Here is a 13,045-nt window from a genome sequence, read left to right as displayed (position 1 = left end):
GACGCCAAGGATGCGAACCGGCATTCATCTTTGGTCCAGAGACGGATCCTCAGGAATTGGCAGCATGGAGAAACTCCCCGGGTATGCCGCTTGCTGGACTCGATTTGATCTTCCATGTCACTGATACCGACCTCGTATCCCTCATCCATCCGGTTCGTGAAATTCAGCGCAAGTTTCAGATTGCCGGGCTCATTTGTTGTGGCGAGGTGTTTGTTGAAGCGGCCGGGGTCCTGAGCGAGTCGCTCTGTCTCCCCGGCCCCGGCAGCCATGCTGCACGTGTAGCGCGGAACAAGGCACTACAGCGCCTCAGTGTTCCTTCGCTGTCACCCACATGGCATCTTATCGGTACGGACAGGGACACAACCTCAGCTTCTGGCATCGCATTCCCGGCCATACTCAAGCCCACAGGCCGGATGTCCAGTTCAGGTGTCTATGAGGTGAGCTCCCAGGAACAGCTGAGGGATCTCATCGAGTCATATCGACCCGATGAAGAACTCTTGCTCGAATCCCGAGTGAGAGGGCAGGAGTACTCAATCGAATCAGTTGTCGTTGCCGGAGTGATTCGTTGGGTCGGCGTGACTGCAAAAGATACGAACGAGTCAAGCACCAGCTATTTCACCGAAGTTGGTCACACCTCCCCCGCGCATGAACTTGACAGTAGAGATATCGAGACTCTTCTGGCAGCCAATGAACTGCTGCTGGAGCAGATAAAGCTGTGCACAGGCATAAGCCACGCTGAATTTCGAATGACGCCGTCAGGACCCGTTCTCATGGAGGTCGCGGCCCGTCCTCCGGGAGATGCAATCTCAAAGCTATGGCTCTTGGCAACAGGCATATCCTTTGAGGCGACAATGGTGGCCCTGGCCCTGGGGCTGGAGCCAGAGACGCGGCATAGCGTGCGTCGAGCTCGACAAGTGTTCCTGGATCAGCCGACCGGTGTCCTGCAATCAGTAACGTGTGAGGCTGACGTCCCGGTTACGTGGATTCACGAAAGCCACATATGGCCGGAATTTGAACCCGCCGCACCTGATGCGCCGGCCAGATTATGCGCTGTCATCGTAGGCAAACGACCGGGCGATCGCGTTGGTCCCGTGCGGGACTCATCAGAACGTTGCGTATCAATTGTCGTTGATTGCGCATTGGACGAAGACATTGCGGCCATTACGGAAAATCTTGCCAGCTACGTGCAGACCACCTATACGGATACATCGGATGTCAGGAAGCTGACAGAGGTGCCGTCTTGATCAACAGTGAAGCCTATTTTAGCAGCCCAGTAGGTTCGGTCGGATCTCAGAGATGGGCCGAACTCGCCGGAACGAGCTTCATGAGTAGCGAGGAATGGCTGACATACTGCGCCTTGGAAGCGGAGTTCAGTGGTGCAATCCATACCACCGGCCCCAACGGGTTGGGGGCCGTAGCTGTCACTGCGGTCGACCACTGCAGCAACAGCCTCTATCGCTGGGATCGTATTCTGGCTGAACGGGGCTTGGCCTCCCCACCACCATGTGGTCTTCATATCGGACCGGCCAGAGGCTATCAAGGCGACTTCCTCTGCGAAGATACGGATGTCATTCCCGATCTAGTAGCACTCGGCCAAGAAGCTTGCCAGGAAGCTGTACCCCGGAAACTCAATCGGAAAGCACCTGTTCCTTTCGTGGGTATGTACCTCAAGGACCACGACGTAAACCACCTGACTTCACACGGCTTAGGCTCAGAACCACTGTTGATCGCCTTGGATGCCTATATCCCGGTTCGCGGTCAAAATCTTGACGAGTTCGCAGAGGGACTACCTCGAAAGCGGAGACACACAGTGCGAAAGGAACACGGGGAGTTCCTGGACGCCGGCTACGGAACCACCAGCACCCTTCTCAAGGACAGCACTAGGACGGTCGCTGAGTTAAATGTCGAGATGCAGCTCCGCCGAGGCATCGTAGACGACGTTGACGTAACCCAGGGCCTCTTCCAGCAACAGGCGGCCATTTTTGGGGATAAGGCACATGTTGAAATCCTTCACGACAAGGACGGGCAGAGCGTTGGGTTCATGCTCTGGTACGACAAAGGTGACACCCTTTACGTTCGAGCCGTGGGCTTCAAGGAAGACAAACTGGTGGGCGCGTCGGAGTACTTCAACCTGACCTACTACTGTGCCATCGAGATAGCACAAGATCGAGGACTCAACTGGGTCCACGCGGGTATCGAGGCTTCCAAGGTAAAGGCAATAAGAGGGGCAGAGCTGCGTGGCTTGTGGCTTGTGGACTTGTCAACGGACTCGATCCTACTGCCTTATTCCGACGACATCCGACTGAAGAATGGACAATTCATACAGCAAGCAGTATCGACATCACCCCAGGTGGGGGATGCTCTCGTGGGTGGCGCGTCTCTACTCCTCTAGTACTCCCACGGACCCACCTGACCCGATTGAACATACACCGCAGCCAAAGGCAGTCAATAGCCAATGAACCCCCTAAGCAAGCACAAATCTGTGAAGTACGTTTGGAACAGATTCCCATCCATGCTGCTCGACCAGACCGCAGGCTTCATCATTCCTGTATCCGTCTACGCTCAATCAGGCAATGTGGCTCTTTCCGGGATTGTATTCTTGGTGCAATGGGCTCCAAGAGTGCTATCAACCGGATTGTTAGGAACCCTGCTCGATAAATACACCAGTCTTAGAATATTCGCCACCTCGGATCTTGTCCGCGGACTACTTTGCCTTATTGTTGCTGTCTCAGACTCGATGGTGACACTCTTCCTAGGCGCTGCTCTGCTGATGTTCTTCGGTGGCATCGCGGTGCTTGGTATCGAGAAGGTGATTTCGCTGGATGACCTTGATTCCAGAGAGGTTAGCCAGTCCCATCAACAGGTTGCACTTCAGCTCACGCAAGTAGCAGGGCCACTACTCGGTGGGATGTTGATTCTCTTCCTACAGCAAAAGCTCACGTTCCTGATCCTCGCTGGGGGCTTTGTTATTTCTGCGCTGTCGGCGATCGCTTTCCGGACGACGAAGGCTCAAAAGGGCGACGCAAAGGCACGTCGTGCCGTCCATTCATCCCTGTTTCTTGGAGTCCTCCAAGTCTGGCGTAACAAGGGACTTATGAAGCTTCTCAGCATGGGCGTGATGGTTAATTTCATAGCCGGATTGGGATTGGCAATAGCGCCAGCGGTGGTGATTGGCGAGTTCGCCGGAAACGAATCCACGGTGGGGATGGTTAGTGGTGTTGGCGCTTTGATCGGAGCCGCCTCGGCGATCAGCCTCGCGACGTACGTAAGTCGGGGAGGCAAGATATCCCTTTGGATTGTCAAGGCCAGCTTCATTCTTATGTTTGTCTCGGGGCTCGGGATGGGTTTGGCTGGCAATGCCATCATCTTTGCTGCGGCCTTTGGTCTCTGGTCAGCAGGTTTAACTGTTTTTTCCGTTTGGCTCAGAACCGAACGATTGAAGATCGTTCCCGCTGCCGAAGTTGGGAGTACCATTGGGGCTTTTGTTGCTATCTTGTTGCTCTCGGTACCGTTGTCGGGCGCCGTTTTGGCCCTCTTGGGCGGACTAATGTCACCTCGGCTGATAATACTGCTATCGGTAGCCCTCGTGGGACTAGTGGTTGTCCTAATGTCTATTCGATACGGCATGCTCCGGCATGCCCGTGCTGCATCCGGGCAACCTCGCGAGGAGGATTCTATTGTGCAGCACTGACCAAGGTGACATAGTCCGGTTCTGTTGACGTCAGCCACGACGCCGGTGCTTCTCATTGATAGCGGGGCTTCGCCTTAGGCCTATCCCTTCAGTAAGCGGATCGATTGCTCAGCACAGCATCGCTGCCTCACAACTGGCTCAACCAGGCAGCTCTCCCGCGGCGATGCAGTCGGCGGCCAGCTTGTCAGTGAGGTAATCCCCTACGACAGTGGCGGTAGTTCGCCATACGTTCTGGTTATCGTGTGCCTGGACTATTGCTGTAGGAATTGGTCTGAGCTGCGCTGGTCGTTCCTCATACGTTTCGCAATCCTTGTGAGGATGGCGGCTGCTCTATGCGCGGCGGCTAGCCTCTGACTATGCTGGTCTGATCGGTGCCATGAGGTTGACCCGGAACGATGCCTTAACGTGCAGGTCGTCACCGACGACGGCACAGCGAAGCATTGCGCGTCAAGGGAGTCGGTTCCTCGTGAGAGTCTGCTGATGGACAGCATCTTTTCGGAGTGTTGCACTCGATGATGCCCGAGTACCAATTCGACGCGCTGACCGCGCTCCAGGAGCACCGTCACAACACCGTGCAGGCCCATGACGTGCCGCTTCACAGCCGCAGGATGCAGCGCCGCCCAGACGACCAGCACAGTCACGACCGATGAGAGCACCATAGCCATCATTCCGATCGGCCCCTCAGCCCAGGGCAAAGCAGCTCCAGGCAAACCGGCAAAGAACCGTGCCAGCCCCGCAACCATCCCCGCGCAGGTCCCCGCAACGGCGATCGGCACCACCGCCAGCCAGGGCAGGACCGTGGCCAGCGGCGCAGCGATCGTCCCAAAAATAGTCACCGGCGCCACCAAAGGACCCGCCGCCACGTTGGCGATCAGGGCATACGGCGTGAACTGAGGCTGAAGTGCCACAATCACCGGCCCGCACAACAACTGCGCCGACAAAGGCACCGCAATTCCGGCAGCCAACCACCGTGGTACCCACAACGGAATCCACGACGCAATACGGGTGGCAAGCAGCACAATCCCGAGCGTAGCCAGAACCGACAAGAGAAACCCCACGTTGGCTGCCATGGCCGGGTCCAGCAACAGCAGAATCGTCGTGGCGAGGCAGAGGAAAGTCAAGGACCGGCCCCGTAATCCGCCCGTAAGGGCAGCCAAGCCCACAGCTCCCATGACCGCAGCCCGCAAGACACTCGGGTCCGGCCCAACCATCACGACGAACGACAACAGACCGCACGCAGCGAACGCCCCGGCGGCCGGGCGTACCAGCCGGAAGCAACGCGCCAACAAAATGAAGCCACCCAGGATCAGGCTGCAATTGGCGCCCGAAACGGCGGTTAGATGTGTCATGCCCGTGGTCTTCATTGCGGTTTCCAGACTTTCCGGGAGCGCACTGGTGTCGCCTGTCACCATCCCCGGAAGCAACCCGGCCGAGTCCTCGGGGAGCCACTGTGCAGCGGCTACAAACCCTTTTCGCATGTCGGCCGCGGTTTGTCGGACATCGAACCCAGAGCCCGTAACGACGGGACCAGAGGACGCGTTCAGAAGGGCAGCTTTCGATTGCCCCTCCCTCACCTGTTTGAGCGCACCGGTTGTCCTGATCCTTTGCCCTGGCCGGACATTCTGCCATCCGTCGCCGCCTGTGATGACGATGTCGGCAGATCCGCGCACCACGCTTCCCTCGGACCTGAGATCAATCAGGCTCGCATTCACCATCCACCTGTCGTCATGTGAATGCCCCGGTGAACGCGCCGCTGTGGGGCTGCCAGTAATGAGTACATGGATCACAACCCCATCATCGGCGGCCACCGCCGGGGCTAGCGGCCCATTCTCACGGTTGCCGGCCGAGACCCCGCAGTGCACCGCCACAGCGGCTCCCAGAACGCAGGCAAGAGCGAGGGTCGCGAACAGAGTTCTGCCCCGTACTCCGGACGGCCTTTGGCGGCGCCCCAACACCAGGAACACTCCGCCCATCACGGTCAGTGCACCCGCCAAAGCTGCAGACCAGGATGCACCTATGAAGCCACCCGCCAGCGCTACGGACCACGTCACCAACACAACAGGAACGAGCCTCAGGTCAATGCGCTTTCCCGATTCCTGACCACCCAGGGATTCAGCCATCCTGCACCGTCACAAGGTCCTTGAGCGACTCCATGAGCTTGGGCCCTATCCCGTCAATGGCATCCAGTTCGTCCACCGATGCGAAAGCTCCGTGCTCTTTCCTCCAGTCGAGAATTCGCTGGGCAGTTACGGGCCCCACCCGAGGCAAAGTCCCCAACTCTTCCAGGGAGGCTGTGTTGAGATTGACCTTCGTTGAACCTCCACTCGAGTCGCCGGTAGCAGCGCCACTGCCGGCAAGCGCGGACGGGGCAGGCTGCGGCGCCTCTCCTACGACCGGAACGACGATTTTGACCCCGTCGTTGAGCACCTCCGCAAGATTCAAACCGCCGAGTTCAGCGTTGGTGGCTGCACCCCCGGCGGCATCTATGGCCTGAAAGACGCGGCTACCCAGCGGAAGGGAAATAACGCCGGGCTTCTGTACGGCCCCTGCAACATGAACCAGGAGGCTCCCTTGAGCCTCCGATCCCGCTGGCTCCGTCGATTCTGACGGATCCGGAGCTTCCGGACCAACCGACGTCGACGAATCCAACGGTTCTGATGTTGGCTGACCCAGGGAAGACTGCCACAAGTGCCACACAATGAGACCCGCCGCTACGACAGCCAGGAGTACCGCCACCCGCCAGGGAGTCCGCCACCGAAGCCGGACACTTCGAACGTGGGCGCCGGGTTCTTCATGGCCAGCTGAGCCGGGCGGATCTTCCGCTGGCAACTCCAGGAGCGGCGAGGCCTGGGTGTCCCCTGCCATTCGCGAGGCAAAGCGTTGCCGGACTGCCTGCGCTGCGGCATCTGGGGAGGTATCCCGGCTCAGGCGTGGCATACAACGAGCCTATGGCTGCCGCCGCTGCCACGAAGGGGACGCGGTGCCTTATGTGGATAAGACGACCCAAGGGTCAGTCTGTTGGCGTGCTGCTCTCCCCCACGATGACAGCAAGAACGCCCAAGCCAGCATGTGCCGCCAGGACGGCCGGGAGCGCGCTGATTTGGGGCGCGGGACAGTCGGGGCACATTTCGTTCAGGCGGGCAGCCAAGGCTTCGGCCTCCAACTGGTTGCCAAAGTGGTGAACTGCCAACCGTTGCTGTCCGGCCGGGCGGGACGCAACGTCCGCTGCAACAATCTCCTCCAAGCGAGCTACGGCGCGCACAGCGGAACGGACCTTCTCCAGCGGCACGATCTTGCCGCCGTCGACCGCCAAAATGGGCTTGATGGCGAGGACTGTACCCAACAGCGACGCTGCCGCACCGATGCGTCCACCGCGCCTTAACTGCTCCAGGCTGGGCACGTAGAAGTAGACCTTAGTGCGCTCCATACGCCTCTCGGCGAAGCCGCGAACTTCTGCTGCCTCCTGCCCGTCGGCGGCGGCCACCACAGCGCTTTGGACACCCATGCCCTGTGCCATACCGACCGTGCGCGAGTCGATGACCTCAACCGGGATGCTGACGCGGGCAGCGGCAAGCCTCGCGGCATCAGCCGTTCCGGAGAGCTCGGAAGAAATGTGAATGGAGACCACGGACTCGAAGCCGTGGCGCTGGGCAGCGAGATACGCCTGTTCAAACTGCCCGGGCGATGGCCGTGACGTTTTCACCGAAGCACCGGAAGCAAGAGCCAGCGACAACGTTTGGGTGATGTCGTCTTCGCCCTCGCCGTAGATTTCGTTCCCGACCATGACGGGCATGGGAACAACTGCAAGGCGTCCGTCGGCGGTAAAGGCCGACACCCAGTCAGGCGGCAGTGCAGCTGCTGAATCGGTGACGACTGCTGTCTTGACGACGGCGGCCAGCGGCTCGACAACGGATGTAACCGGGGCAGTGGGTTGCCTGAGGCGCGCCACTCTTTCCTTGAGCCATATCCATGCGGGTGGTTCTCGCTCAGGCACGCAACCTCCAAAGATGATGGCTGGCCGCCGGCACAGTGCCGGCGGCCGCGCAATCCCTGCTAGGCAGGGACGATGTTCACCAGTTTAGGTGCCCGTACGATCACGGTGCGGATGCCGCGTCCGTCCAGCGCACGCTGGACGTTTTCCGAGGCAAGCGCGAGTTCGCGCAACTCGTCTTCCGTGATGTCGGGCGAGACATCCAGGCGATCGCGAACCTTGCCCTGGACCTGCACCACGGCAGTGACGGTGTCCTGCACCAGCAGCGCTTCGTCGTGCTTCGGCCAGCCGGCGTTGGCCACGGAAGCGGGGTGACCCAAGGTGTTCCAGAGGTCTTCCGCGGTGTAGGGAGCGAACAGGCTCAGGATGACCGCAACGGCCTCCACCGCTTCCCGTACAGCCGGATCTGCGGAACCTGCACCCGAATCGATGGTCTTGCGGGTGGCGTTGACCAGTTCCATCAGTCGGGCTACCACGACGTTGAACTTGTTGTTGTCAAGGAGGTCAGCGGCGTCGGCGATGGTCTTGTGGGTCACGGTGCGCAGGGCGCGGTCACCGGTAGCCGGGTCTGCACCCGGCTCGCTGCTGACGTCCTGGCCGAGCCGCCAAGCACGGGCCAGGAACTTGGCCGAACCCGACGGCGAAACATCCGCCCAGTCGACGTCGTCCTCCGGCGGGGAGGCGAAGACCATGGTGAGACGGACGGCGTCGACGCCAAATTTGTCCAGCTGCTCGCCGAGGTCAACACCGTTGCCCAGGGATTTACTCATGGCCTTGCCGCCGTTGAGCACCTGGCCTTGGTTGAGCAGCGCGGAGAACGGCTCATTGGCTTCGATCAGGCCAATGTCCTTGATGACCTTGGTGAAGAAGCGTGCGTAGAGCAGGTGCAGGATGGCGTGTTCAACGCCGCCAACGTACTGACCCACCGGCATCCAGTTGTTGATCTTTTCGGGATCGAACGGGCCTTCGGTGTACTCGGGCGAGACGAAGCGCAGGAAGTACCAGGAGGAATCCACGAAGGTGTCCATGGTGTCCGTGTCGCGCTGGGCTGCGCGGCCACAGTTGGGGCACTCAACGTTGACCCATTCGACGGCGGCGGCCAGCGGAGAGGTCCCCTTCGGAGACAAAGCCTCACCGCGCAGGTTGTCGGGCAGCCTGACGGGCAACTGGTCATCGGGGACGGGCACTTCGCCGCATTCACCGCAGTGGATGATCGGGATGGGTGTGCCCCAGAAGCGCTGGCGGCTCAAGAGCCAGTCGCGCAGCCGGAAGTTCACGAACTTCTCGCCGGTTCCGAGCTTCTCAAGAATTTCAATGGCGGCCGGAATTCCTTCGGACTTGGACAGCCCGTCCAGCTCGCCGGAGTTCTTGAGAGTGCCTTCGCCGGCAGTGGCTACGCCCGTCTCTGCAGGGTCCTCGGCACCGGTTTCCAATACCGCCCGGACGGGCAGGCCGAATGCCTTGGCGAAGTCGAGGTCGCGCTGGTCATGCGCGGGCACGGCCATGATGGCTCCCGTGCCGTAGTCGGCCAGCACGTAGTCAGCAGCCCACACGGGGAGCTTTTCGCCGTTGAGCGGGTTGATGGCGTAACGGCCGGTGAAGACGCCGGTCTTCTCGCGTTCGGTGGACTGCCGCTCGATTTCGGACAGGGCCTTGACCTTCTCACGGTAGGCCATGAGTTCGTCATGCTGTCCCGGCGTGACCAGGTCCAGCGCCAAATGTGCATCTGCTGCGACAACGAAGAACGTTGCGCCGTAGAGGGTGTCCGGACGGGTGGTGAATACGGTGACTTCACGCTCGGCGCGGTCCTCGGTGGCTTCGATGACGAAACGCACGTGGGCACCTTCGGAGCGGCCGATCCAGTTGCGTTGCATGGCGAGGACGCGCTCGGGCCAGTGACCCTGCAACTGGTCCATGTCCTCAAGCAGACGGTCGGCGTAGTCGGTGATCTTGAAGTACCACTGGTTCAGTGACTTCTTGGTGACAGGCGTGCCGCAGCGCTCACAAGCGCCATTGACGACCTGCTCGTTGGCCAGCACCGTGAGGTCCTTGGGGCACCAGTTGACGGGCGAATCCTTACGGTATGCCAGGCCACGCTCGTAGAAGCGCTTGAACAACCACTGGGTCCACCGGTAGTACTCGGGGTCAGAGGTGTGGAGGCGGCGCGACCAGTCGGCTGAGATGGCATATCGCTTGAAGGACGCCGCTTGGGTGTCGATGTTCGCGTAAGTCCACTCGCTGGGGTGTGCGTTGCGCTTGATGGCAGCGTTCTCGGCCGGCAGGCCGAAGGAGTCCCAACCGATGGGGTGCAGTACATCGAAGCCCTTTTGGCGCAGGTAGCGTGCCACGACATCGCCCATGGCGAAGGCCTCGGCGTGGCCCATGTGAAGGTCGCCCGAAGGGTAGGGGAACATGTCCAGCACATAGCGGCGTTCCCGCGAGCCGTCGTCGGCGGGCGTGAAGACTTTGAGGTCTTCCCAGACCTGCGGCCACTTGGCTTCCATCGCAGCGAAGCTGTAGACGCCTTCTTCGGGCGCTTCGGCTGCGGCTGTTTGTGCTGTTCCGGTCTCTGTCTCCGGCTGAACGCTCACTGCTGCCCTCTTCTGTTCTTCGATGGCGGTTTTGCCTCCTGCTGCGGTCCCGGATACCCCCGGACACACAAAAGCCCCTCAACTATGGAGGGGCGGCCGCACGGCTATTGAAGCCGAGCGGCTAGCTAAGCAGAAGGATCGCACGCATACCAATACCTTACCCCACCAAACCCATGGGCTTGGTGTAAGACGTCCGTATGCGGCAAGAGGTTCCGGGGACTCCCCGCCATGGTGTGGTGGGCACCGCGAAGCGGGCGGGCGGGAGTCCCCGGAACCTCTGTCAAGAGAAGACTACTTAACGTCCTCGTCGACCCAATCCATGGACTTTGTCACTGCCTTCTTCCAGAGACGCAGTTGGCGCTCCTGCTCTTCAGCGGGCATCTGCGGTTCCCAGCGCTTGTCTTCGTTCCAGTTGGCGCTCAGTTCACCGAGGTCCTTCCAGAATCCGACCGCCAGGCCAGCGGCGTAAGCAGCACCGAGGGCCGTGGTTTCGACGACCTTCGGGCGGACAACCGGTACGCCCAGGATGTCTGCCTGGAATTGCATGAGTGCCTCGTTGGCCACCATGCCGCCGTCGACCTTCAACTCGGTGAGGGGAACACCCGAGTCGGCGTTGACGGCGTCGAGTACCTCGCGGGTCTGGAAGGCCGTGGCCTCCAGCGCTGCACGGGCGATGTGTCCCTTGTTGGCGAAACGCGTGAGGCCAACAATCGCGCCGCGTGCATCTGCCCGCCAGTATGGTGCGAACAGTCCGGAGAAGGCGGGGACGATGTACACGCCACCGTTGTCCTCCACTGCTGCGGCCAGTTCCTCTACCTCCGGGGCGGAACTGATCATGCCCAGGTTGTCGCGGAGCCACTGGATCAACGAGCCCGTGACCGCGATGGAACCTTCAAGGGCGTAGTGCGGTTTGGCATCGCCCAGCTTGTATCCGAGCGTGGTGAGGAGTCCGTTCTTCGAGTGAACAATGTCCTCGCCCGTATTGAAGATCAGGAAGCAGCCGGTGCCGTAGGTATTCTTGGCCTCGCCGGCTTGGAACGCCGCCTGGCCGAAGGTTGCGGCCTGCTGGTCGCCCAGAATGCCTGCTACCGGGGTTTCGCGAAGCAACTGGGAGGTGTGGACCTGGCCGTAGACCTCGGAGGAGGACTTGATGGCCGGCATCATCGAGGCCGGGACTCCAAAGACATCCAGGATTCCCTGGTCCCACTGCAGCGTCTCGAGGTCCATGAAGAGGGTGCGGGAAGCGTTGGTGACATCCGTGACGTGCACGCCGCCGTCCACGCCGCCGGTCAGGTTCCACAGAACCCAGGCATCGGTGTTGCCGAACAAGAGGTCGCCGGCTTCCGCACGCTCGCGGGCTCCTTCGACGTTGTCCAGGATCCATTTGATCTTGGTGCCGGAGAAGTAGGTGGCCAGCGGCAGGCCGACCTTCTGTTTGAAGCGTTCGAGCCCACCGTCCTTGGCCAGTTCATCGACGATCGGCTGGGTGCGGGTGTCCTGCCAGACGATGGCGTTGTAGACAGCCTCGCCGGTGTTCTTGTCCCAGACAACAGCAGTTTCGCGCTGGTTTGTAATGCCGACGGCGGCGATGTCGTGCCGGGTCAGGTTCGCCTTGGACAGGGCTGAGGCGATGACCTCGCGCGTGTTGTTCCAGATTTCGGCGGGATTGTGCTCTACCCATCCAGCCTGAGGGAAGATTTGCTCGTGTTCCATCTGGCCGGTGGAGACGATGTTGCCCGAGTGGTCGAACACGATGGCGCGGGAGCTGGTGGTGCCCTGATCGATGGCGATGACGTATTGGTTCATGGTGACGTCCTTGTCTGAAGTTGTTGTCTACGTTCGGGTGTTTATGGTGTGCGGGTGGGTAGGTGCAGAACTAGCCGGCGATTGCAGGCATGATGTCCGGAACCCAGATGGCCACGAGGCCTGCGAGGGCGCCGCCAACCAGCGGTCCCACGACCGGGATCCAGGAGTAGGCCCAGTCGCTGGAGCCCTTGCCCTTGATGGGGAGGACGGCGTGTGCGATGCGCGGGCCGAGGTCACGTGCAGGGTTGATGGCGTAGCCGGTGGGGCCACCGAGGGATACACCGATACCGACAACCAGCAAGGCAACTGCCAGCGGGCCGAGGCCCGAAGGGGTGCCGCCGAAGGTCAGGATGACGAAGACCAGGACGAACGTGCCGATGATTTCGGTGATGAGGTTCCACGGGGTGGAACGGATGGCGGGGCCGGTGGAGAAGGTGCCCAGCTTATTCGCTGCCAGGGGCTCCTCATCGAAGTGCTGCTTGTAAGCGAGCCAGCAGACAACGGCACCCAGGAAGGCGCCGAGCAGTTCGCCGCCGAAGTACGTGAGCGTCGAGGCGAAGGTCACCGCAACGTCCTTCGCGTACTCATCGCTACCTTTGACCAGCAAACCCAGGGTGACAGCCGGGTTCAGGTGCGCACCGGACTTTGCGGCCACGAAAACGCCCGCGAAGACCGCAATACCCCAGCCCCACGTCACCATCAAGAATCCACCGTTGTTGCCCTTGGTGCCTTTGAGCGCAACGTTTGCCACGACGCCACAACCCAGCAGGGTCAGCATCATGGTTCCGAATACTTCGGAAAGGAAAACAATTCCAAGAGACATCTTTGACTCCTCATTTTTCTGTTGTCAGCCCCCTCGCGGGTGAAGAGGCTGTTGGGACGGTTCCGTTGTCTCCGGAACCGTCCCGGTGTGGTGGTCCCCTGGCGGGCCCACCTACCCCATTCCGTCCCTACCGCACGCTGGGA

9 protein-coding genes are annotated in these 13,045 nt (G+C 60.7%); 3 read left to right on the top strand and 6 right to left on the bottom strand.

Annotated elements, in window-relative coordinates; translation table 11 throughout:
- Positions 1-83 precede the first annotated feature (83 nt).
- From ACSSVG_RS20545 to ACSSVG_RS20535, 3 genes are all read left to right on the top strand, one after another.
- Positions 84-1,244 (top strand): ATP-grasp domain-containing protein, encoded by a 1,161-nt coding sequence (locus ACSSVG_RS20545; RefSeq protein WP_231340000.1) that lies wholly within the window; start codon positions 84-86, stop codon positions 1,242-1,244.
- Complete coding sequence (locus ACSSVG_RS20540; protein WP_253468292.1) at positions 1,241-2,392, top strand: peptidogalycan biosysnthesis protein; 1,152 nt, start codon at positions 1,241-1,243, stop codon at positions 2,390-2,392. Before ACSSVG_RS20545 ends, ACSSVG_RS20540 begins: the two co-directional genes overlap by 4 nt.
- 120 nt (positions 2,393-2,512) lie before the next feature.
- On the top strand, positions 2,513-3,691 hold the full coding sequence (locus tag ACSSVG_RS20535; protein WP_231340002.1) for an MFS transporter: 1,179 nt from the start codon (positions 2,513-2,515) through the stop codon (positions 3,689-3,691).
- 251 nt (positions 3,692-3,942) lie between these two features.
- Here the strand turns inward: ACSSVG_RS20535 and ACSSVG_RS20530 are convergent, their stop codons facing one another.
- From ACSSVG_RS20530 to ACSSVG_RS20505, 6 genes are all read right to left on the bottom strand, one after another.
- Positions 3,943-5,811 (bottom strand): ComEC/Rec2 family competence protein, encoded by a 1,869-nt coding sequence (locus tag ACSSVG_RS20530; RefSeq protein ID WP_492416034.1) that lies wholly within the window; start codon positions 5,809-5,811, stop codon positions 3,943-3,945.
- Positions 5,804-6,628: a helix-hairpin-helix domain-containing protein gene (locus ACSSVG_RS20525; RefSeq protein ID WP_492416032.1), complete on the bottom strand. Its 825-nt coding sequence runs from the start codon at positions 6,626-6,628 to the stop codon at positions 5,804-5,806. The genes ACSSVG_RS20530 and ACSSVG_RS20525 overlap by 8 nt, the downstream gene beginning before the upstream one ends.
- A gap of 73 nt (positions 6,629-6,701) precedes the next feature.
- Positions 6,702-7,685 carry a DegV family protein gene (locus ACSSVG_RS20520; RefSeq protein WP_492416030.1) on the bottom strand — a complete coding sequence of 328 codons (984 nt, stop codon included), beginning with the start codon at positions 7,683-7,685 and terminating at the stop codon, positions 6,702-6,704.
- Between the two features lie 59 nt (positions 7,686-7,744).
- A complete protein-coding gene (leuS, locus tag ACSSVG_RS20515) occupies positions 7,745-10,273 on the bottom strand; it encodes a leucine--tRNA ligase (RefSeq protein ID WP_492416024.1) in 2,529 nt (842 codons plus the stop codon).
- Between the two features lie 291 nt (positions 10,274-10,564).
- Positions 10,565-12,079, bottom strand: a complete 1,515-nt coding sequence (gene glpK / locus ACSSVG_RS20510; RefSeq protein ID WP_231340007.1) for a glycerol kinase GlpK — start codon at positions 12,077-12,079, stop codon at positions 10,565-10,567.
- Between the two features lie 70 nt (positions 12,080-12,149).
- Positions 12,150-12,902, bottom strand: a complete 753-nt coding sequence (locus ACSSVG_RS20505) for an MIP/aquaporin family protein (protein WP_231340008.1) — start codon at positions 12,900-12,902, stop codon at positions 12,150-12,152.
- Positions 12,903-13,045: the final 143 nt, after the last annotated feature.

Source organism: Paenarthrobacter sp. E2MeOHC11, from assembly GCF_058744955.1.
This window is presented reverse-complemented; position numbering and strand designations above follow the sequence as displayed.